Here is a 22,663-nt window from a genome sequence, read left to right on the forward strand (position 1 = left end):
TAGCATCGTTAACGTTTAGCGAATCAAATTCACCAAGTGCTCATTCGATTTCTTTAGCGAATAGCACCCACGATAAACTCGCCTGATCTCTTTGACCTGCTCAGAGGGTGATTTGGCATAAAACTGATTGAGGTACACCGAAGAGTGTGGGTAGCCCATCTCTTGAACGGCTCGTTCAAACATACTTTCAATTTTAGTAAAATCTTGCCGCTTAAATTGCTCAGTAAATTCTTGGCAGGTAATCGCAGCCATCGAAGGAGACGATGTAAGCCCGAACAATAGCATGGTGCCTAACAATAAAATGGTGCCTAGCACCTTTCTTTTGCTAAAGCACATTAGAGTGGTCGTCGCGGCTGAATTGCTTCATCTTGGTAATAATGGCGCTAATATAAGCGTTTTTCTCTTGAATCGATTTTGCATTTGCCAAGCTGTTATCTAACTTACTATAAACATCTTCAATACGAGATGATAAATCGCTGGTCACTACCGTTTGGTTGCTTGACGTTTCATGCACTACGGCATTGATTGATGCAAGCTTTAGAGTGCTTGAGTTAATACTTTCAAAGGCTTCATTTAAATGCTTCGACAACGCAAATGACTTCTTAATAATTGTTTGGTTTTTATTAATGTGATCTTGTGCTTTGGTGCTGTAGGCATTGAGTTTTTCAACGGCATCCTTTATCACCAAGGTACTCTGCTGAGTCTGCATCGATAGTTTACGTACTTCACTAGCAACCACCGAGAAACCTTTTCCATGCTCACCGGCACGTGCTGCTTCGATCGAGGCATTGAGTGCCAACAATGATGTTTGATTCGAGACTTGGTTAATCGTGTCGACGACCAAGTTGATATTGCTTGAACACTCAAACAATTTAGCAAATATCTGAGCAGAATCTTCAATCGAGTTAAAGACTTGCATAGCAATTTGACCATCGTACTCCATTAAGCGACGACCATTTTGTAGATCTTTCAGCACTTGCTCAGTGGCATCATTCGCGACTGACGCTTCTTGACACACACTTTGCGATGTTGAGGAGAGTTCAACGGTCGATGCAGAGATCTGTTCAAGATCGAGAAAACACTCTTCCGTCTCTTTTACGTTGTTATTCAAACTCTGATAAGAAGATTGATACGAGGAGTGCAGTTCGTTGAGAAAATTCCCTAGATCCGAATTCACTTCTGTTAATTTTAGTCGAGCACGAATGAATAATACGGAGCTGACCACAGTCATCGAGGTGAATATTGCCACAAGAACGCTGGCGGTGTGACGATCAAGCTCAAGACCAATGGAATACATTGATGGCGTGATGATAGAGATTAAAACAGTTAACACAGAGAGGAATTTGAGGTTCATTTTTATATAGCCTAATCGTTATACTCAATACAAATACGGCAATCCTTCCATCTGCAAATAGAACAACATTGTTCTCACTCGTTGCTCCTATCAACGAACGTTTTGTATTTTTTTTAAGCAGCAACATCGACACTCGGCAAGGCTTTTGTAGGAAAAATCCTAGCACCCTTACCTAGCTAACATTACCAATCAAGAATGAATAACGCGCAACGCACAACAATAATCGCCACGCATTACTACAAATTACCAACAAACCAGCCATGTTAATCACCACAAACCCTATAAAATTCGTGAGACTGTGCCAACTTTTCCTGATTCATACAAAATACTCCATCACCATACCGCTCTGGCTAGTGTTGTTCTTTTTTGACTTTTTATCGTTTCGATTAATTGCAATTGTTATCCACAATTGCAGATTTTATGACCATCATTAATAAGCCTCGAATAAACGCAATCAAACTCCGTTGTGGCAATCACCAATTCGATGGCCAAAAATGAACAAAAAAAAGCCACCTATCTGGTGGCTAATCTCAAATCTAGTCTTTTTCTTTTCCGTAAACTCTCACGCCACCAGTGGAGCGCTCTGAATTACCGTACACATCGATGCTTTTCACGCAACGACGGTAACCGAAACGGCGCCAATCACTCGTTTCATCTTTTTTGAAATCACGATAGAAGCTGATGGTTTTGCTTTCACCATTTTGAAATTTCACCACTGCTTTACGTAAGTTGATATCACGCTCAGCCTTAATTTTTATGGCATTAGTACGACGACAAATCACCATTGGGATTTTAGCTGCACTTTTGCCATGCTCTAATAAAATAGTACGGCCTAGCGTAAACTTATCGTCCGCTTGTGCTTGAGTGGTAAATAACGTGGCCGCCATAAGCGAACCAATTAGCATGGATTTAATTTTCATGAATTGTACGTTAGTGAACAAAGTGCGCGCATTCTATGGATTTATAGGAATAAGTGTTAATAGTATTTTTACCCAAAGGTAAAATATCACCTGCCACTGACCTAACGCTTACAATAAATCAGCATGAATATTTTCACGTATCGTTTCATCAATCACAGCATCGTTACGATGAGATCCTCTAAAATCAACATTGTGATCTGACGTCTCTTATAATCACCAAATTCTTATCTAAATTATCAAGGATCAACCATGAACAAAGCCCTCATTGTACTGATTGTGATACTGAATGTAGCAAGTGCCAGCGCCCTTGCGTCTCCCCGCGCAGAACAGGGCTGGCAATGGATTGAGAAAGGCGCGCTAGTGGTTGATGTACGAACACCACAAGAATTTCAAGCTGGCCACCTAGACGACGCGATCAACTACCCCCTTTCCGATCTCGCACAACACTTTGCCAACATCGATAAACAGCAAGCCATCGTGGTCTATTGTCGAAGCGGTGCGCGTTCAGGCCGAGCTTATGACTACTTGATCTCTCAAGGCTTTACTCAAGTGCACAATGCTGGTGGATTTGAGGAGATGCAGCAAAGCCGTTAAAACTCACTTAGTAAAACAAAGTCTTAAAAGCAAAATCGTTAAAAAGTAACGATTAAGTCGAAATTTATCTTCAAGTTCAAGGGTCATATTCTGGCCTATTGAATTTGGAGTAAAGTAATGCAAGAGCAAACAATTGCAGTTAAACGTAATAATATTAATGGAAATATCGGTTATACACTCGGCGTGCTTGGTGTTGTTTTAGTATTAGTGTGGATTGGCGTTTATAAATTTACACCGACAGAAGCGGCGCTGATTAAACCGTTAGTGGACAACCACCCTTTAATGGGCTGGCTGTACTCCATTTTATCAGTACAAATGGTTTCTAACCTTATCGGTGCAACCGAAATCATTGTCGCGGCGGGCTTGTTAATTGGTTTGTCTAAACCCAAAATCGCCTTCTATTCAGGTATCGCGGCATCAATCATTTTCCTTGCTACGCTGAGCTTTTTGGTCACCACACCCAATACTTGGAAAGTGTCTGACGGCATCCTCGTTAGCAACTTTTTCTTGGTCAAAGACATTCTCTTTTTAGCGATCGCCATCAGTGTGGTGGAACGTAACCGCGAGCATTAAACAAACCACCTTTGAAAGAACTCGAAATAGCACAAAGGGCGGATAATCCGCCCTTTGTATTTCTTGCTTTGACAGCCAAATTTATTCTGTCTTGGCACGTTAACAATGAGTGCTAAGTCGGCGAGTTGTGACAGGCTGCTCAGTGTCCACTTCATCTTGCTGCCACTTATCAATCACTAATGACGCAATCAAGTCTCCCTCCACATTAACCGCGGTTCTAAACGTATCTAACGGGCGTTCAATGATCAGTAATATCGCAATCGCCTCTAGAGGGATACCCGCGGCAAGTAGCACCATTTGCATGCCTGACATAGAGCCTGAAGGCATACCTGGTGCACCGACGGATGACACCATCGCCATAATAAAAATCATCACTAAGCCAGAGGTCGTCAAATCAACACCAAATAGCTGAGCAAGAAAAATGGCTGCCACGCCTTCAAACAGCGCGGTGCCGTCCATATTCATCACCGCCCCTAGAGGCAACACCATACTGCTGGTACTTTGCGATACATTAAGCTCTTGCTCTGCAACTTGCATAGAAAGTGGTAACGTAGCGGAGCTTGACGAGGTCGCAAATGCCATCGCCATTGGTGCCGAAATGGCCTTGAAAAGTCTTCTAATGCTGATGCCAGTGACGAATTTGGCAATGCTTGGCAACACAATCGCACCATGTACCACCGTTAAGGCAAAAACCAATAGCGCAAATAGTGCTAACTGTTTAAACAGCGAACTGCTGCCCGTTACCGTAAATTCAAACACAATTGAAAAAACCGCAAGTGGAGCTAAACGCACGATCGCTGACACTAAAGTGTTAACCCCTTTGTTCAGCCCTGCCAGAACTTCAAACAAAGGATGCTTCTCAGGTAGCGCAGACAGCAAGGCGATACCTAACAAAAACGAAAATAATACAATGGCTAATAAGTTACCTTGAGACAAAGCCGCAACGGGGTTGACTAATGCCATGTTAAGCAGTTTTGCGGCAATCGCACCACCACTAGCCGCCTCGGCACTGATCAATTTGACGCCTTCCTCAACGGGTACAGCAGTCGTCAACGGTTGCCACGCAGGTAACATAAGCGAAACGCCCAAACCTAAACTGATGGCGATAAACGTAGTAAAGCTATAGAACAGTAACGTCGTTCGACCAATCTTCTTCAAGCGCATGATCGAACCAATGCTGGTGATACCTTGCAATAACGACAACATCACGACAACGCCTACCACCATCTTCAATAAACCAAGGTAGGTTGTTTTGCCCAGCAAGATAACTTGATACCAACCCTGTTGCGTTACGTCGCTCGCTAAATGGTTCAATGAAAATAGGCTAGCAACGGCCCATGCAGCGATGGCAGCAATCATCAACTGCAAAGGCAGTGAATCACGTAATTTATTCCACATTATTGTTATTCCGAATAGGTAAAGCTTTGCGGTTTAAGCTCGGCAATACTGAGTGTAAAACCGTGCCAAATAGCATAAGAAAAGCTGAGAAGCACCGCAGTACTTCTCAGTTCAATCGAGTCAATTTACGAAATGTTGTTTTTATAAAATGGGTTCAATGAGCCTTTAACACGCTTGAGCACCACCAGCGCGGTGACTCGTCCCCAACCGAATAAAATCCGTTGGTGTAAACGAAAAATCGTGTCGTATAAATTGCGCACCAAACGGCCACGCAGCACCAATTTATTGTTCATTAGGCTACCGACTGCGTAGTCATGTCCGACCGCAATCACCATGCCACCATCATGGAACACAAATGGTTTAATGGATTTACCTTTAAGCAAGCGCTTAAATTGGCGCGCTAGGTGCATTGCTGCTTGATTCGCCGCTTGTGCGCGAGGTGGAACAAAGCTGCCATCCGGCTGAGGGCATTCAGCGCTATCCCCGATAACAAATACCGCATTGTCACGGGTAGTACGAAGCGTGGAGTAAACTTTTAACTGATTCAATCGGTTAACTTCCAAGCCATCAAGCTCTGCAAGCCAAGGAGCACATTTAATACCCGCAGCCCATAATTGCAAATCCGCCGAAATCACTTCACCGCTATCGGTGATCAATTTACCTTGTTCAGCTCGTTTCACTCGGGTGTTGGTTCTTACTTCCACACCATGCTTGAGCAGCGCCTGCTGCACTTTCTCAGACATACATTCAGGCCCTGCTGGCAGAACACGTTGAGACGCTTCGATTAGAGTGATTCGAAGTTTGGCATCGTGACGATAACGACCTAGCTTTTCGCTCACTTTTGCAAGCTCTGCAGCCAGTTCAACACCTGTCGCACCAGCACCAACGATTGAGATATGTTGCTCACCTTGTGCGCGAAGCAATGGGTTAATTTGATCCCATGCTTGTTGAGCTTGCTCTGCTGAATCTAAAAACAAGCAGTGTTCGCTCACCCCTTCGGTTTTAAAATCATTGCTTACTGCACCAACGGCGATAACAAGATAGTCGTAATCAAGCGTTGAAATGTCACCGTCTACATTACGTATTTCAAGCTGCTTCTTGTTACGATTTAGACCACTCATTGACGCCTGAAGGTATTGGTACTGATTGCAGTATGCATGCTGTAAATAGCTGACAGCATCGAGTTCATCGTCAAATGTTCCCGCCGCGATTTCATGTAGACGAGGCTTCCAATAGTGGTGACTTGCTGGTTCAACCAAAATGACTTCATGCTCACGACGTCGAGCAAAACTACGACCTAAGCGAGTGACGAGTTCAAGACCTGCGGCACCGCCGCCAACAACTACGATTCTAGACATCGTGCTCTCCAATTGTGCTTACAGCACTAGGTTCACCCTAGATACCGTGAAAATGCTGTTGTGACATGTAGCACGCAAAGCTTACATATCAACTGATGGCGCACATTATATTGCCTGATGTTTTTTTGATAATCCGCGCAAATTACAAATGACTATTACTTATTTGTAATAATAATTTTTATCTTTGGGATAATTTCAACTTGAATCTCCTGCACACTAAACAAACCTCAACTAAACTTGAAAACAAAATAAAGAGCCACGTGCAATCAATAGGTTGCGCTATTGCTCCCCTAAATCGTCACCCTCGGTTTAGGTTTACTCTGCGGAAGGCCCGTTTCGCCTCAGTTTAAGCACTACAACCGACAAAAATGGAATTTATAGTTGTGTATTAATCAGTTGTAGAGCGATGAAAGAGGCGTAAATTGGATTCATCAGATGAATTAAATAACGTAAAGGAATTCACGATGAGCGAAACACAACAAGCTAACTCTCAAATGACAGCTCAGACACTACTATCAAAAGGCTGGAAATGGTTTGCGATTGTCGGAGTGCTAGTCTCACTGGCCGGTATCGCTGCCATAAGTCTACCTGTTGCCGCAGGTATCACCATCACAACTATTGTCGGTGGCATCTTCTTATTCAGCGGTTTAGTACAGGCATACCACACCTTTAGTATTCAAGGATGGAAAGACAAAACTTGGTATGTTCTCAGTGCACTTTTGTACATCATCGGCGGTTTATTTATTCTATTCCAACCCCTCGCAGGGCTAGTAACAATGACCATGTTGATGGTCGTCGTGATGATGTTCAATGGAGCAACTCGAATGATCTTCGGTTTTCGAAACCGTTCATTGCCTGGTAGTAGCTGGATTATTTTAAGCGGACTTATCTCACTATTGATCGGCGGTTACTTCTTCTCTATGCTCAGCGATCCTGCATTCTCGCTCTCCCTACTGGGTATTTTTGTCGGTATTTCGCTTATTTTTGAAGGCGTGAGCTTCATATTCCTTGGTTTACAAATGCGTAAAGCAGTAGACACGATTTAAACCAATTAGGGTTAAATTGAACGAGTAAACACACTCAACTAACACGACATTGCCTATTCCAAAAGCCACAAATACTCATTTTGTGGCTTTTTTGTATGCCTCTGTTTACGCGATGGGTTAATTCAGTGACGGCTTGTGATGAACACATCTCTTTTGATCTGTTCAATTGCTCCTCCGTAGAAAACAGAGATAGGGTAAAGCACAGATATGAGCCGCTAAGTAACAGTTGAAGACCTAATTGGATGGTCTGCTCACCGTCATACTAGGAAGAGGACTAACATGCACAATCTGAAGCAACCAGTCTCTGCAGTCGCCATTTTCTATGATGCTTCATGCCCACTGTGTGTCAAAGAGATGTCGAGTTTGAAAACACACCTAGGTGACAATGTCACCTTTGTGAATGTACAGAATGAGATAATGATGGAGCACTACCCTACTGTGGAACAGTCTGAATGTTTAAGAGTATTGCATGTCATCGACCAAAGCGGTCAACTTAGACTCGGAGTAGACGCCAATATTTACTTATGGGAGCTCGCAGGTAAGAAACCGATACTGCGTATCTTGCGATGGCCAATCTTGCGCAGCATTGCCAGAGGTGGCTATTGGTTATTTGCCCGCTATCGTTACCAGCTTTCGTATTTACTGACCGGTCAAACACGCTGCAAACAATGTGAATTGTAGCCTCTCAGATCCTCTTTAAAGCGACCGCTAAAATCGTAAGTGCGATTCAATATTTATCACGTCATGGCGCCAATATTCAGTCTGACAATCAATGGTTTGGCCTTGCTTATCGAAATGGGTGCGCTCAATTTTCATTGCCGGTGTCCCTACCGTCGCGCGAAGAGCTTGTGCGACTTCGCCGCTAAGAATACTAACGGATACTCGATAGCGAATTTGTTCATATTGGGTGGCGTAATGATGACGATAGACTTCCGTTAAAGAATCACTCAAATCGTGATCAAGTAGAGTAGGAAATAGCTCTGGGCGCACATAGTGAGTGATATAGGCGACAGGCCGCGACTCCAAACAACGTACTCGATTAATACAGAACACATCAGAAAACGGTGCAAGCCCCAATAGTTGTGAGGACTCTTTATTGGCAAGCATTGCTTTGGCGTTGAGTAATAAACTACTCGGCGTTCGATTTTGTGCCGCCGCCATCATAGAAAAACTCACTAATTGCTGCGGATCATAACGTAGCGGTGCTGGTGAAATAAACCAGCCTCGACGATCTTCGCGATAAATCCGCCCTTCTGCTTCAAGCAGTGACAACGCTTCTCTTAACGTAACACGCGTGGTGTCAAACGATTCAGCCAGTTTACGCTCTGACGGTAATTTTTGTCGCGCTGAAAGCATACCGGATTCAATTTGCTCAACAATTGAATCTTTAATTTTTACGTATTGCACCAAGTATCCTTTCCTGTCTGTCCCACCAAAGAGTATTTCCGATATCGAAGCTGTCATTGATATCTTCACTGGGGGTGATATTCACTCTAAGCATATTACCGTATATCGATGGTTCGATACACAAGCGAGTGTGTTCGCTAAGAAACAATTTTCACCGCTTTACTGATATTCATCCAACACATTTTTTAACATTTCTATTCCATTATTTTGTATGGTTTGTCAGCCCTATCACCGAAACCAATTCATCAGAACGCTATACTGAGCGTTAACAAATTGCCACATGCTCGCTATCACAAATAAGAGATTAATTAACAACTCAATCCATTTGATTGGTTTATATACAACTAAACTAATAATAAAAAGAACACATAAACTTGCTCGGGGGATCATCGCAATGTTTGCTTTTTTACGTCAGTTTCCACTTTATATTATCGTCAGTTTGGTGGCCGGAGTTCCATTAATCATTGCCATCGCACTTGCCACACAAGATATTTTTGAACTCAATAAACAATCAAGCTCTGCACTCAAAGATGAGCAATTGGTCAATTTGGTGGTTAAATATGACGATCTCGCCCATAACCTCGCACTTGAGCGAGGACTAACCGCTGGGGTATTGGGTAGTAACGGCAATCCAGAGATCGTTGAGAACCTAAAAGCTCAACGAAAAGTCGTCAATATCGCGATGGCCGAATTGCAACAAAACAAAGCCTCATTATTCCATTCTGATTTGAATTCAGCCTTACAGAAGGATGTACAAGAGGAACTCTCTCGTATTGAAGCTGTCCGTCAAGGTGTCGATAGCTTAGCACCAGACATTGCCCCATTTGGCTTCTATTCTCATCTAAACCAATTGATTATCGACAACATTGATTTGTTAATCAGTGAAACACAAAGTCACGAATTAAGTGCTTTAGGTAAATCGCTTATTTCCGTAGTCATTATTAAGGAAAGAGCAGGCCAAGCACGAGGTGCACTCAATGGCGTGTACGCTAAGGGGGGCACCAATGCTGTCACTTACACCAGCATAAAAGACTATATTCAATCGAGCGATTATGCGCTGCGCAGTGCGAAAATCATTATGCCTGAAGCCTATCTCACTCAACTCACTCAGCTTGAGCAACAACAAGCATGGCAATCTGTAGAGCAGATCCAAGAGCAATTTCTTGCTCAAGCCAATTCGTTAGATGCGATTCAAGGCCCAAGTGCAACCGAATGGTTCCCTATGGCGACCAAACGCATTGGCCTTATTAACCAATTACGTAACGCGATTCAAACCGATATGGTGCAATACGCCACCGTAGTTTATAACCAATCTATTTTTAATCGTAACCTGCTTATCGGTGCGACTCTATTGGTCAGTATTATCATTGCGAGTTTAGTCCTGAGGAATCCCCTAATGATTTTGATAAAAATCATAAATTTAAGGTAGATGCACATCTTGTCATGTGATCAAATGGTTCTGAGAAAAATCAATAACCAGACAACAAGATGTGCGAACTCGATATTTTACACGACTCTCTTTACCAATTCTGCCCTGAATTGCACTTAAAACGACTCAACAGTTTAACGCTGGCTTGCCACGCATTACTTGAATGTAAAACGCTCACTCTTACCGAACTTGGTCGTAACCTGCCAACGAAAGCCAGAACAAAACATAACATCAAACGAATCGACAGATTGTTAGGTAATCGTCACTTGCACAAAGAGCGACTCGCTGTATACCGTTGGCATGCCAGCTTTATCTGTTCAGGTAATTCGATGCCCATTGTTCTTGTTGACTGGTCTGATATTCGTGAGCAAAAACGGCTTATGGTATTGCGGGCTTCGGTGGCACTACATGGTCGTTCTATTACTCTTTATGAGAAAGCCTTTCCGCTTTCAGAGCAATGTTCAAAGAAGGCTCATGACCAATTTCTAGCCGACCTTGCAAGCATTCTACCGAGTAACACTACACCGCTCATTGTCAGTGATGCTGGCTTTAAAGTGCCATGGTATAAATCCGTTGAAAAGCTAGGTTGGTACTGGTTAAGTCGAGTCAGAGGGAAAGTGCAATATGCAGATTTAGGTGCGGAAAACTGGCAACCTATCAGCAACTTACATAGCATATCCTCAAGTCGCTCAAAGACTTTAGGCTATAAGAGGTTGACTAAGAGCAACCCAATTTCATGTCAAATTGCACTGTATAAATCACGTCCTAAAGGCCGAAAAAATCAGCGTTCGACACGGACTAATTGTCATCATCCGTCACCTAAAATCTACTCCGCTTCGACAAAAGAACCATGGGTTTTAGCGACTAACTTGCCCGTTGAAATCCGAACACCAAAGCAACTTGTTAGGCTCTACTCGAAGCGTATGCAAATTGAAGAAACCTTCCGAGACTTGAAAAGCCCAGCCTACGGTTTAGGCCTCCGTCATAGCCGAACTAGCAGCTCAGAGCGCTTTGATATCATGCTGCTAATCGCCCTAATGCTTCAACTGACATTTTGGCTTGCTGGAGTTCATGGTCAGAAACAAGGTTGGGATAAGCACTTCCAAGCTAACACTGTCAAAAATCGAAATGTACTCTCAACAGTGCGCTTAGGGATGGAAGTTTTGCGGCATTCTGGCTACACAATAACGAGGGAAGACTTGCTCGCGGCTGCAACCCTGCTTGCTCAAAATCTATTCAAACATGGTTGTGCTTTGGGGAAATTATGAGGGGATCCCTCAGAGCAATGCCTGCATCGTGGTATCAATCGGAGCGTAAAGATCCTTACGAGCGATTTGCTCTGGCAGGTATTAGTTTGGAAGTCAGCATTATTATTTAACTATGTACAACCGCTTATAAAAATAATTTATAAGTAACACTCTAAATAAAACAAACACATGCTCAACTTTAAAACTTGGATAATCTATTGTCATTCACTCTAGCATCATTCATCAATGATGCGACCCACTAATTACCATTAAATCAATAATGACTTTTTATTTTGAAATTACAATGTTAAGTGAATTGGAATCTTGAGTAATATATGACAGCAGAGTATATAAAAAAATAGAAATACCCAGCATTTCTAATAACTCCTCACAAGTGTAATATATGAAGTAGCGTGTATTATCAATACCCATCGCCTCTGCTTGACCACCTCCAAGCATTTCAAAACCGACAGCGCCAGAAACAAACGTAAATCCCGATAATACGAATAAAACTCTAAACTTTGTTGATAAACTGAACAAGAAACGGGAATATGCCACGACAAATACCATTAAAGCGATACCATAGGGCAATACCCAAGCATAGTAGAGTAACTTAGACGTTTCAAATGTATCCCTCATCGGTGTTGTAAGCTTTTCGTGGATCGATACTATTTCATCAATAGAAAGAAACAAAAAAATAAAAGCAAGCCCAAGCCAAGGAACATAGGATAATTTCTGTTTTCTTTTATCAACTGCAATCAAATACAGCACCACACTGCACACAGCAATCATAAGTCCAGAAAAGAAAGTAGGTACATTTCTTTCAGCATTGAAATTAAACAAATCAATAGGATCACCTAGATATACCCCTTTCAACCTAGAAATAACGTTGGCACACAATAACAAGACAACAAAAGTTACATGAACTTTAAAAATATTTTTGGGTGACAATTCTAAGATCATTTAACACCTACCAGAATTTATAGTTTAGCAATCAATTTTCATGAATCGCACTTAGGTCTAGTACCTACAACAAAAATCAATATGTTGTCATTACTCTAAGGTAATGCCGAGCGTATTGTTTCCATTAGAAGTGCGTAGACTATTATTCCATGAATTTTTACTGGTTTTAGGTATAAATATTTAAATTTCTATCATTTAACTCAAACGAGAATGTAATATGCAACTTAGTTTCAATAGTTAGACACTCACAACTAGCCATAAAAAAACCCGCTAAATTAGCGGGTTTTGAATATTTAATGTATCAACTAACGATTAATCTCGTAGTGATGCGCCAAACTTGTCTGATACGTGCGCTACGATTGCTTCTACCGCACCAGCGATGTCTGCATCTTCAAGCGTACGCTCAACAGATTGTAGTGTTAGGGCGATAGCTAGGCTCTTCTTGCCTTCTTCTACCCCTTTACCTACGTAAACGTCGAACAGTTTCGCGTCTTTTAGGAACTCACCACCTTGCTCTAGACACGCAGCAACGATGTCGCCAGAAGCTACAGTTTCGTCAACAACCACAGCGATATCACGACGGTTTGATGGGAACTTAGAAAGCGCTACCGCTTCTGGGATCACTTTGGTGTTGATCGCAGACCATTCGATTTCGAATACGATAGTACGGCCGTTTAGACCAAATTTACGCTCAAGCTCTGGGTGAACAGTACCAATCACACCCACCTCTTTGCCATCAACAACGATTGCTGCTGATTGACCTGGATGAAGCGCTGGATTCGCCGCTTTTGCTTCTGCAGATAGCGCTGAAAATGCGTATGCTTTGTCGTTCGCAGTGAGTTCAAGAACCGCTTCTAGATCACCTTTAAGATCGAAGAAATCAACCGTGTTGGTTTCTACGTTCCAGTGCTCTTCACCGCGAGTACCTGCGATAACACCCGCAAGCATTGGCTCTTGACGCATGCCGTTTTCCGCTGATTCACAAGGGATAAAACGTAGACCGTATTCGAATAGACGAACACGTGGTTGCTGACGTTTTTGGTTGTGGACAACCGTGTTTAGTAGACCTTGGATTAGGCCAAGACGCATCGCTGACATATCCGCAGAGATTGGGAATGGCAGGATTAGTGGCTCAACACCTGGTACAACCAATTTTTGTTGTTCCGGTTCAACAAAGCTGTAAGTGATCGCTTCGTGGTAACCACGGTCAACAAGAAGATTACGTACACGCTTAAGCGGTAGGTCAGCTTCTTTGTGATCATGCATGCTTAGCGCAGCAACTGGTGATTGGTTAGGAATGTTGTCGTAACCGTAGATACGGCCAACTTCTTCAATCAAATCTTGCTCGATAGCAATATCAAAACGCCATGTTGGTGCCGTAGCAACCCAACCTTCTGCATTCGCTTCTACAGCCATGCCTAGACGCTCTAGAATTTCAGCCACGTCTGCATCTGCAATGTGGTGACCTAATAGGTTGTCTAGTTTAGTGCGGCGTAGTGCAACTTGGTTTGCTTTTGGCAGGTCTGCTTCAGACTCTACTGCAACCACAGGTGCTACTTCACCACCACAGATTTCAACCAGCAGCGCAGTTGCGCGCTCCATTGCGTTTACTTGTAGTGCGTAATCCACACCACGTTCAAAACGCATAGATGAATCGGTGTGTAGACCGTATGCACGAGCACGACCACGGATGTGGTCAGGGGCAAAGAAAGCACACTCAAGCAGTACGTCTTTGGTTTCTGACGTTACGCCTGATTGTTCACCACCAAAGATACCAGCAATCGCTAGCGCTTTGTTTTGGTCTGCAACGACTAGAGTATCTGCATTTAGTTCTGCTTCGTTACCATCTAGAAGAGTCAGCTTTTCGCCTTGCTCTGCCATGCGAACCACGATACCGCCTTCAATCTTAGCAAGATCGAATGCATGCATTGGTTGGCCTTGCTCTAGCAAAACAAAGTTGGTGATATCAACAACAGGATCGATCGAGCGAATGCCACAACGACGCAGTTTTTCTTGCATCCAAAGTGGTGTTTCCGCTTGAACGTTTACGTTCTTAACGATACGACCTAGGTAACGTGGACACGCTGCTGGCGCTTTTACTTCGATAGCAACCGTGTCTTCAATAGATGCTGCAACCGCTTCAACAGAAGGTTCGGTAACGTCAGCACGGTTTAGAACGCCAACTTCACGCGCCATACCACGGATGCTGAAACAGTCCGCGCGGTTAGCCGTTAGGTCTACGTCTACCGTTACGTCATCTAGGCTCAAGAATTCACGGAAATCAGTACCGATAACTGCGTCTTCTGCAAGCTCCATGATGCCTTCTGATTCCACGTCGATACCCAGTTCAGTAAATGAACAAAGCATGCCGTGTGAAGGTTGACCACGTAGTTTGGCTTTTTTGATTTTAAAATCGCCAGGAAGAACAGCACCTACTGTTGCAACTGCAACTTTGATGCCTTGACGACAGTTTGAAGCGCCACAAACGATGTCTAGAAGCTCTTCTGCGCCTACGTCAACTTTCGTTACACGCAGTTTGTCAGCATCTGGGTGCTGACCGCATTCAACAACAAGACCGACTTTAACGCCGTTAAACGTGCCTGCTACTGGTAGTACGTCGTCTACCTCTAGGCCCGCCATTGTAATTTGGTGTGTTAGTTCGTCAGTGGTAACCGCAGGGTTTACCCACTCACGAAGCCATGATTCGCTGAATTTCATAGTGATGGACCCTCTGGATTACTTGAACTGTTTTAGGAAACGAAGATCGTTCTCGAAGAACGAACGTAGATCGTTTACGCCGTAACGCAGCATAGTTAGACGCTCAACGCCCATACCGAATGCGAAACCAGAGTATTTTTCAGGATCGATGCCTACGCTACGTAGTACGTTCGGGTGAACCATACCGCAGCCTAGCACTTCTAGCCATTTACCGTTTTTACCTTTCACGTCCACTTCTGCTGAAGGCTCTGTGAATGGGAAGTAAGATGGACGGAAACGCACTTCTACTTCTTCTTCGAAGAAGTTACATAGGAAGTCATGTAGCGTGCCTTTCAGCTGTGCAAAGTTCACGTTCTCATCAACCAACATGCCTTCCACTTGGTGGAACATTGGCGTGTGCGTTTGGTCGTAATCGTTACGATATACACGGCCTGGAGCGATGAAACGGAATGGTGGTTTGCCACTTTCCATAGTACGGATCTGTACGCCAGAAGTATGAGTACGAAGCATCAAGTCTGGGTTAAAGAAGAAGGTATCATGATCAGTACGTGCCGGGTGATCGGCTGCAATGTTCAGTGCATCGAAGTTGTGGAATGCATCTTCGATCTCTGGACCAGATTCAGTGGTAAAACCAAGTTCGCCAAAGAATTGCTCGATACGCTCAACAGTACGAGTTACTGGGTGTAGGCCACCGTTCTCGATGCGACGACCTGGTAGGGTTACGTCGATCGTTTCTTCAGCCAACTTCGCTTCCAGCTCTGCACGTTGTAGTGCATCTTTACGAGCTGAGATTGCTTGTTGAACTACGCCTTTCGCTTTGTTGATCTCTTGACCAGCTTCACGGCGTTCTTCTGGTGGCAGTTTGCCTAGGCTTTGAAGCTGAGTCGTTAGCTCACCCTTTTTGCCTAGATACTGAACACGCACTTCATCAAGTGCGACTAGCGACTGCGCAGCTTCAATAGCGGCACTCGCATTAGCAATGATCTCTTCTAGATGTTGCATCGTTTCCTCATCTACCTATGTCTTTGTCCGAGTCTAGCTTCGAAACAAACCACATAAGCGGTAGTGTCCATAAGCGTCCCGACAGGGATCTTGGGTCTTTAAATAGCCCTACATAGTAACGAATGCCAACTCTAAATCCAATCGCAAATCACTATTCTCACTGCCTTTGCGTAAATTTTCGGCTTTAATATTGAATGTGATGAATTTCATGCCCATATCATGGCAATAATTCTCCCATAAAGGTCGCCATTATGACGGTAAACATTGCACCGATCACAGCCAAACAAGATGACGAGATATGTCAAATAATCAAACAGGTCGGCGCAGAATTTGGCGCGGTTGGTGAAGGCTTTGGGCCAGCGGATGCAGAAGTATTAGCCATGAGCCGCCATTACACCCTAGACAAGCGCAGTTTTTATTTGGTGGCCACAGTCAATGGTCATGTCGTTGGTGGTTGTGGCTTAGCGCCGTTTAACGATTCCGATCAGATCTGCGAGTTGAAAAAACTGTTTTTATTGCCGCAAGGACGAGGCTTAGGGCTAGGAAAACAATTGAGTGAACAATGTTTGAAGTTCGCCAAGCAACAAGGCTTTACACAATGTTACCTAGATACTCTCTCTTCGATGCATTCTGCCATTGCCTTGTATGAGAAGCTTGGCTTTGAGCATTTAACTCAACCCGTCCAAGGCACTGAGCATGGCGGTTGTGATGTGTGGATGTTAAAAACACTATAAGTCACATCTACCCCCCTTATATGACCGCTGAATATTTATACGTCACTATTCAACACTCAACCATGCGGATACGCGATTGCGCCCTTTCGATTTCGCCGCGTAAACCGCATTGTCAGCCTGTTTGATCAAATCGTGAAAATCGCTCATATCGCTGGTACGTTCCGCAACACCAACGCTAATACTGCCACGCCAATAGGCTTTGCCTAAATCTAATTGCAACTCAGCAATAGACTGCTGTGCTTGGCTCGCCACATACAAGCCACCGCTCTGATCCGTGTTCGGACAAAGTACAAAAAACTCATCGCCACCCAAACGACAAACAATGTCGTCATTGCGAAAATGGTGCTGTAATAACGTGGCAATTTCTTGTAAGACTAGATCTCCAGCGTCATGCCCTGCGCTATCGTTGACCTCTTTGAAGTGATCAACATCAATCATAATCGCCACTAACGGTTCGGATTTTTGCTGAGAAATCTGCCATAACTGTTTGAGATTACGCATCGCGCTGCGACGATTGGGTAATTGAGTTAGTGAGTCCGTCAGTGATAACTCTTCTAACTGTTTGTTGGCTTTACGTAGCTGCTTAGTGCGATCTTCAACCATATCTTCGAGGTTTTGATTAAGCTCTAATAACGCTTTATTGCGCTCCGACACTTGTTCAAATAAACCATTTAAAGCTGCGACTAAGGGTTCGGTGCTGCTGTCACGGGATTTTTCTTCGTCTTCAAAGGCTTTTTTTGCAGGAACACCACGCGCAATTTTCTCTAATTGACGTGACATGTTTTTATCAATGCCAAGAATATGGTACGCCAACCAATGGATTAAAAAGTTGAGCAGCAGCACTGCGGCTTGTTTATTCTTGTCACTGACAAAGGCCTGCATACCAATAATTTCCGTCATAAATGCGCGATGCACTTTGATGTGCTTTTCTAAATGTTGCGCATAAATGCCCTGATTTCTCATCAGCGCTTCCTCTTCACGAAAGTGAAACTCCGCGTAACGAGAGAGCTCAAATAAAATGGTACGAATATCTTGGATAGAGATGATGTTTTCAGTTACAAGCTCGCCATAACGATTAATGATATCAACCAAAAACTGATGCTGCTCATCCACTTCGTCGATGCCGGTTTCATAGCAGATATCCCATTGGAATGAATTCATACGCTCGCCTTATATGACTAAACTTACTGGTGCTAAATCTCAATATCTAAGTTATTTAGTCTACATATAATGACTTACTAAGTTCATACAAAATAATGAAAAAGGGAGCTAGATCGGCTCCCTTGGTTTATTTTTTAGCGCTAAATTAGTTTCCGCTGAAATAAGCGACTAAAGACTAGAAATAGTACTCTAAAGACAGCTCGATAAAATCGTCTTGCCGGGCAAAGTAAAGTAAGTCGCTTGGTGTTTCATTTTCAAATAACCACGCATCAATGCGCCATTTAAGCGCGTTGTTGATACGACTGGATGCCTCAAGCTTGGCGGTGTACACGTCACTATGGTCGAGATCTTGCGTCGCACCAATCAACACTTCGGTTCCAGCCGCATCATTGAACGCAAATCTTGTCCCCACAAACACGTCGTTCTGACCGATCATTTGCGCATTGTCACCACGGCTGTCGTAAAGGTATTCACTGATCAAACCAATGTCCCAAATAGAGTCAAACACCCCAACCCAAGTATATTCAAAACCACCGACAGCACCGAGGTGATGATCGTCACTGTCACGATAAATACTTTCCAACTTCCATAACCAATCGCCAACAATCCCTTGAATATCTAAACCCGCTTGCTTTGACTGGGCATAATAAGGATTCAAGGTATTACCATCAAAGCGGTAATAAGGATCTCGATTAGTGCCTTGAAAATAGCTCAAGCCAAAATCCCAATCCTCGACCATCGTACTGTAGCGTAGCGCATAATCGATATGCTTCTGCTCTTGTGATGACTGATAAATCGCCTCATCCGACACCGGTATTAACGGCCTTAAACGTCCCTCTTCTCCAGCAAAAGTGCGCTCACGGAAATAAGGCAATAGTAACGCATCCACGGTACCCCACTCTTTAATTACACTCAGATGCAGCATTGGCTGACCAAGTTTATCTTCGCCATCGACCGATTCAATTGCATCGGTTTGATTGATCACATCCACCAAATGGGCAGACTCGGTGACTCCCCAGAACACTTTGCCGATACCGACGCGCAATTCATAGTCATCCCAATAGGTTAAATAAAGCGCCTCGCGGATATCGCCATGAGTGCGCTGTGTATCCATTTCGTCATAGCGGTAAAATGGCACAAAGGTAAAGCTGGCTTCTCCCTCTGAAAGATCCCAATACCATTCTGGCTGCAACACCATGGAACTCTGCCCCTTGTCCTGTCCCTGCAATCCCTGATCAATATACTGACGATGTTCAAGATTAGTCTGGCCTGAAAATTCAACGGCCTGTGCAGGTAACATCGCGGCACTGCCGATAATAAAGCTGGCAATGACTTTGCCAGCAATCGTCATACTTGCTCTCATCGGCGCTCCTACTTAACTCGCTTTAAGATATTCTTTTGAAAATCTTTATCTGTCAGACCTGTTTGGAATGCGAGATCGCTGGTAATAAGTTCAGTGCTTTTACCCGATTGATGATTGAGCATCGCCATGCGATGAGCACGCCAGTACTTATTGAGATAGAGCGTGTACTCGGAAAACGTCAGGGTTTTAAGTAACGCGCCGCGACGATCATAAAATTCAATTTTTAACGGACGATAATGCTCGATATCAATCCAAGAGATCTGCTTGGTATAGCCCGAATTTTTATCGGTCGGCACCTGTTCTAGCTTGTACGTGGCTTGACCATCTAATTGCTCATCCCCAAGGTAATTGAAGCGATATTTCTCCAACTCAAATGAGCTCAGATCTTCAAAGGAAAACTCACTGCCCATAAATGGCCCAGATTTATTCCGTGAAGAAATACGTTTTACTCGCTTTAGCGCCGGCAGATAGAGCCACTGATCATCCGCATCGACAATGTGTGAGTGGTTAAGAAATGCAGTTCCTTTGACGTCACGAGGCTCATCAAATATGGTCAGCCCTTTATCACCATCATCTGCAACTTCTAGGTTTTTGAGCCGCATTGCACGGGTACTGCTTTCACCTTGGGCATTTTTTAACACCATATTCATCGTCGCCAATGAATCTCCCCACCCTTCATCGCGCGCTTTACGCTCTTGTGCAATTTCCAATCCTCGCCCAGGGCTAGCATTTACCATGGCAGAACTGAACAAGCCTATACCCAAAGCCAATAAAAGTGCTGTCGTAATGCTAAACGACTGTTTTTCTACATGTATTCTCATCATAAATATCCTTATTTCTAACGCGTGCTGCTCAGTGGTTATGCATTGCTTTCTGTTACTACTGATGCTTGTTTTGACGGTGAGGCTGCCACCACATAATCCGCCTTATCGAACTTCATCAACAATGCTGGTAGAAAGATAAAGTCGACCACCAGCGCGATAAAAATCACGATGGCACTAAGCATGCCCATATCGGCATTGAGTCTGAATGATGACATTGCCAGTACCGAGAAACCGGCGACCAACACCACTGTGGTGATCCACAACGCACGACCTACGGTATGAAAGGCATAACGAACTGACGCTTCAGCCGATTGGCCTTGCTTTCGCGCACGCTGATATTTCGATAAGAAATGCACTGCATCATCCACGACGATACCCAGTGTCAATGTCACCACTACCGATAAGCCAAGGTTGATCTCGCCGGAAATGAGCGCCCACAGTCCAAAACCGATAATCGCAGGGGCAATATTAGGCATTAGGCTGATCACCCCCAATCGCACCGACCGTAAGGCAAAGATCATTAACCCCGAGATCAAAATAAGTGTGATAGGTAAGGTGGAAAGCATACTGGTCATGTTCGTTTCACCAATGTGGGCAAACATCAAATTGGGGCTCGATGCCACCACTTGATATTGCGGAGCATGCTGAATGAACCATTGGTAGATGCGATTTTCCAAATCGACCAAACCGACACTGCCTAAGTTCTTCGTCGTCAACACCAGTTTCAGCGAAGACTTATCAACGTTGATTTGATTGTTGAGATCCAAGCCAAACGGCAGCGACATTTCATACAAAAGAAGATACTGCGCCGCTAACTCTCGGTCTTGAGGCAATTGGTAATACGCGCGGTCATCACCATGCATGTTTTTATTGAGGCGCTTATAAGTGTCGGCAAGTGACGCTACATGGTCGGTTTCTGGTTGTGCTCTCAACCAATCGGTGAAATCGCCTAACGTCGCGATAAAACCTGGCGCGGCAATGCCTTGTGATTCACCCGTTTTAATCGCAATACTGATGTTAGTCATACCGCTGATGCGCTGCTCCATAAAGTCAGCCGCTTGACGAAACTCGCTACTGGTATCGAAGTAACGCACCGAGTCATCGTTCACCTTGTTCAACGGAACGGCCGCTGCAGCCAATGCAATCACAGCAACAGAAATCGGTAACAGTTTGGTTTGATGCTTTACGACCAAATTAGCAAGTGAAGCCATAAAGCCCGACTCGGTCTGCTCGGCATTTGCCAACGGTTTAATTCCTATCGGCAAAACTTTAAGTAATGCAGGCAGTAATGTAACTGAGAGCAAACACGCAATCATCACCCCTAACGCCGCTTCATTGCCAAAATCCCTCAGTACTGGCGAATCCGACATATTCATCATCATAAAGCCGATGGCCGTAGTGACTGAGGTGATGAAAATAGGCAGTGCATTGATCTCTACGCTGTGTGTAATCGCGTTAACTTTTGAATCCCCTTTTTGCATACGCTGGCGCATGGCGGCGATCACGTGCACACAATCGGCGACCGCAAGCGTCATGACTAAGGTCGGAATATTTACCGTGGCAGTGCTAAGAAACATCCCTGCCCAACCGGTTAAACCTAACGTGGTCGTCACTGAAGCAATAATGATGATTAAGGTGGCAACAACACTGGAGATGGAGCGCAACATCAATACTAGAAACAATAAGATGACACCAAACATCGTTGGCACAAGCGTAGTCGAATCTTGCTGCGCGGCGACCATAAAGGCATTATTTAACGCCACCACCCCTGCTTTATAAAATTGAACATCAGGGTAAAGCTGTTGATATTTTGCAATCAGATCATCGACATAAGCCATCACTTCAATCGACTCGGCCGTTTTATCCATTTCAGGCATTTGTATCGTGACATTAATCACCGACACATCACCGTTTTGCGAAATCATAGAGTGAACGAGTGCGGGCTCATTAAGTGCGATCTTTTCTGCTCGTTGAATTCGCTCCGCGGTTAACGGGTAGTCTTCATAGAGTAAATCCTCCACGATCAAATCATCTTGTAGCGCTTCGGTATGTTGATAGTTCGCTAAAGAATCCACACGACTAGAATATGGAATTTGCCACGCATCTATCGTCAGTTGCTGGATCAGCGTAAGGTTGGTTTTAGTAAAGATCGTTTGATCTTGTGGAGCGATAACAATCGAAATATTGTCGGATTTAGCGAATGTTGTTTGAATCTCATCAAAGGCCAATAGTTGCTCATTTTGACCATCAAAGAATATTTCGTAATCCCCACGAAAGTACAAATTTTTAGCACCAATCGTCGCAGCGACGATGGCAAAGCTAGTCAATAGAATGACCCACCAAGCAAACCTTGTCGGCCAAGTAAACCATGTCGTTGAGTTTGAACTCTGTGCGTTCATCACACTCTCCATTTGTGACGGTTCGTCAAAAATATTCATTTAAAAACCAGCGAAGGCTGGTTTCAAAATAAATGCTTTGCCAAAAAAACGCATTTCACTCACTTAGCGCAATGCTCTGGCTTTCACATGTCATTTTTTGACGAATCGTCACAGACGGCGATTATAAAAGCCCT

At 43.9% G+C, this 22,663-nt stretch carries 20 protein-coding genes; 7 read left to right on the plus strand and 13 right to left on the minus strand.

Annotated elements, in window-relative coordinates; translation table 11 throughout:
• Nucleotides 1-15 precede the first annotated feature (15 nt).
• The 3 genes from RJD38_RS00660 to RJD38_RS00670 all read right to left on the minus strand — a co-directional run bounded on the left by RJD38_RS00660 (nucleotide 16) and on the right by RJD38_RS00670 (nucleotide 2,274).
• Nucleotides 16-336: a hypothetical protein gene (locus RJD38_RS00660; RefSeq protein ID WP_009386146.1), complete on the minus strand. Its 321-nt coding sequence runs from the start codon at nucleotides 334-336 to the stop codon at nucleotides 16-18.
• Complete coding sequence (locus RJD38_RS00665; RefSeq protein WP_065430543.1) at nucleotides 326-1,354, minus strand: methyl-accepting chemotaxis protein; 1,029 nt, start codon at nucleotides 1,352-1,354, stop codon at nucleotides 326-328. Before RJD38_RS00665 ends, RJD38_RS00660 begins: the two co-directional genes overlap by 11 nt.
• Nucleotides 1,355-1,890: 536 nt before the next feature.
• Nucleotides 1,891-2,274, minus strand: a complete 384-nt coding sequence (locus RJD38_RS00670; RefSeq protein ID WP_065430544.1) for a DUF2541 family protein — start codon at nucleotides 2,272-2,274, stop codon at nucleotides 1,891-1,893.
• A gap of 249 nt (nucleotides 2,275-2,523) precedes the next feature.
• Here RJD38_RS00670 and RJD38_RS00675 point away from each other — a divergent pair, with 249 nt between their 5' ends.
• Both RJD38_RS00675 and RJD38_RS00680 read left to right on the plus strand, forming a co-directional pair.
• Nucleotides 2,524-2,868 (plus strand): rhodanese-like domain-containing protein, encoded by a 345-nt coding sequence (locus tag RJD38_RS00675; protein ID WP_065430545.1) that lies wholly within the window; start codon nucleotides 2,524-2,526, stop codon nucleotides 2,866-2,868.
• A gap of 117 nt (nucleotides 2,869-2,985) precedes the next feature.
• Complete coding sequence (locus tag RJD38_RS00680) at nucleotides 2,986-3,441, plus strand: DUF417 family protein (RefSeq protein WP_009386150.1); 456 nt, start codon at nucleotides 2,986-2,988, stop codon at nucleotides 3,439-3,441.
• Nucleotides 3,442-3,540: 99 nt separating this feature from the next.
• Here the strand turns inward: RJD38_RS00680 and RJD38_RS00685 are convergent, their stop codons facing one another.
• Both RJD38_RS00685 and RJD38_RS00690 read right to left on the minus strand, forming a co-directional pair.
• On the minus strand, nucleotides 3,541-4,839 hold the full coding sequence (locus RJD38_RS00685; protein WP_065430546.1) for a dicarboxylate/amino acid:cation symporter: 1,299 nt from the start codon (nucleotides 4,837-4,839) through the stop codon (nucleotides 3,541-3,543).
• Nucleotides 4,840-4,964: 125 nt separating this feature from the next.
• On the minus strand, nucleotides 4,965-6,197 hold the full coding sequence (locus RJD38_RS00690) for an NAD(P)/FAD-dependent oxidoreductase (RefSeq protein WP_065430547.1): 1,233 nt from the start codon (nucleotides 6,195-6,197) through the stop codon (nucleotides 4,965-4,967).
• Between the two features lie 464 nt (nucleotides 6,198-6,661).
• On the opposite strand from RJD38_RS00690, the gene RJD38_RS00695 reads away from it, so the two are divergent.
• Entirely contained in the window at nucleotides 6,662-7,243 is a 582-nt protein-coding gene (locus RJD38_RS00695; protein WP_005595804.1) for an HdeD family acid-resistance protein, read from the plus strand.
• Nucleotides 7,244-7,522: 279 nt separating this feature from the next.
• Nucleotides 7,523-7,924 carry a thiol-disulfide oxidoreductase DCC family protein gene (locus RJD38_RS00700; RefSeq protein ID WP_065430548.1) on the plus strand — a complete coding sequence of 134 codons (402 nt, stop codon included), beginning with the start codon at nucleotides 7,523-7,525 and terminating at the stop codon, nucleotides 7,922-7,924.
• A gap of 27 nt (nucleotides 7,925-7,951) precedes the next feature.
• On the opposite strand, the gene phnR is transcribed toward RJD38_RS00700, so the two are convergent.
• Nucleotides 7,952-8,650: a phosphonate utilization transcriptional regulator PhnR gene (phnR, locus tag RJD38_RS00705; protein ID WP_065430549.1), complete on the minus strand. Its 699-nt coding sequence runs from the start codon at nucleotides 8,648-8,650 to the stop codon at nucleotides 7,952-7,954.
• Nucleotides 8,651-9,044: 394 nt separating this feature from the next.
• On the opposite strand from phnR, the gene RJD38_RS00710 reads away from it, so the two are divergent.
• Entirely contained in the window at nucleotides 9,045-10,079 is a 1,035-nt protein-coding gene (locus RJD38_RS00710; RefSeq protein ID WP_367971383.1) for a nitrate- and nitrite sensing domain-containing protein, read from the plus strand.
• Nucleotides 10,080-10,138: 59 nt separating this feature from the next.
• Entirely contained in the window at nucleotides 10,139-11,347 is a 1,209-nt protein-coding gene (locus RJD38_RS00715) for an IS4 family transposase (protein ID WP_032073033.1), read from the plus strand.
• Nucleotides 11,348-11,614: 267 nt separating this feature from the next.
• Here RJD38_RS00715 and RJD38_RS00720 read toward each other — a convergent pair whose 3' ends face one another.
• From RJD38_RS00720 to pheS, 3 genes are all read right to left on the minus strand, one after another.
• The gene (locus RJD38_RS00720) at nucleotides 11,615-12,289 is read right to left on the minus strand and encodes a hypothetical protein (RefSeq protein WP_065430554.1); all 675 of its coding nucleotides are present in this window, start codon (nucleotides 12,287-12,289) and stop codon (nucleotides 11,615-11,617) included.
• A 312-nt stretch (nucleotides 12,290-12,601) separates the two neighbouring features.
• Complete coding sequence (pheT, locus tag RJD38_RS00725; protein ID WP_065430555.1) at nucleotides 12,602-15,007, minus strand: phenylalanine--tRNA ligase subunit beta; 2,406 nt, start codon at nucleotides 15,005-15,007, stop codon at nucleotides 12,602-12,604.
• A gap of 18 nt (nucleotides 15,008-15,025) precedes the next feature.
• The gene (gene pheS, locus RJD38_RS00730; RefSeq protein WP_005594293.1) at nucleotides 15,026-16,009 is read right to left on the minus strand and encodes a phenylalanine--tRNA ligase subunit alpha; all 984 of its coding nucleotides are present in this window, start codon (nucleotides 16,007-16,009) and stop codon (nucleotides 15,026-15,028) included.
• 251 nt (nucleotides 16,010-16,260) lie between these two features.
• On the opposite strand from pheS, the gene RJD38_RS00735 reads away from it, so the two are divergent.
• A complete protein-coding gene (locus RJD38_RS00735; protein ID WP_065430556.1) occupies nucleotides 16,261-16,743 on the plus strand; it encodes a GNAT family N-acetyltransferase in 483 nt (160 codons plus the stop codon).
• A gap of 45 nt (nucleotides 16,744-16,788) precedes the next feature.
• Here the strand turns inward: RJD38_RS00735 and RJD38_RS00740 are convergent, their stop codons facing one another.
• From RJD38_RS00740 to RJD38_RS00755, 4 genes are all read right to left on the minus strand, one after another.
• On the minus strand, nucleotides 16,789-17,904 hold the full coding sequence (locus RJD38_RS00740) for a GGDEF domain-containing protein (RefSeq protein ID WP_065430557.1): 1,116 nt from the start codon (nucleotides 17,902-17,904) through the stop codon (nucleotides 16,789-16,791).
• A gap of 175 nt (nucleotides 17,905-18,079) precedes the next feature.
• The gene (locus tag RJD38_RS00745) at nucleotides 18,080-19,267 is read right to left on the minus strand and encodes a hypothetical protein (protein ID WP_065430558.1); all 1,188 of its coding nucleotides are present in this window, start codon (nucleotides 19,265-19,267) and stop codon (nucleotides 18,080-18,082) included.
• An 8-nt stretch (nucleotides 19,268-19,275) separates the two neighbouring features.
• A complete protein-coding gene (locus RJD38_RS00750) occupies nucleotides 19,276-20,088 on the minus strand; it encodes an outer membrane lipoprotein-sorting protein (protein ID WP_065430559.1) in 813 nt (270 codons plus the stop codon).
• 38 nt (nucleotides 20,089-20,126) lie between these two features.
• The gene (locus RJD38_RS00755) at nucleotides 20,127-22,490 is read right to left on the minus strand and encodes an efflux RND transporter permease subunit (RefSeq protein WP_065430560.1); all 2,364 of its coding nucleotides are present in this window, start codon (nucleotides 22,488-22,490) and stop codon (nucleotides 20,127-20,129) included.
• Nucleotides 22,491-22,663: the final 173 nt, after the last annotated feature.

Source organism: Vibrio scophthalmi (assembly GCF_040869025.1).
Lineage (GTDB): Bacteria > Pseudomonadota > Gammaproteobacteria > Enterobacterales > Vibrionaceae > Vibrio > Vibrio scophthalmi.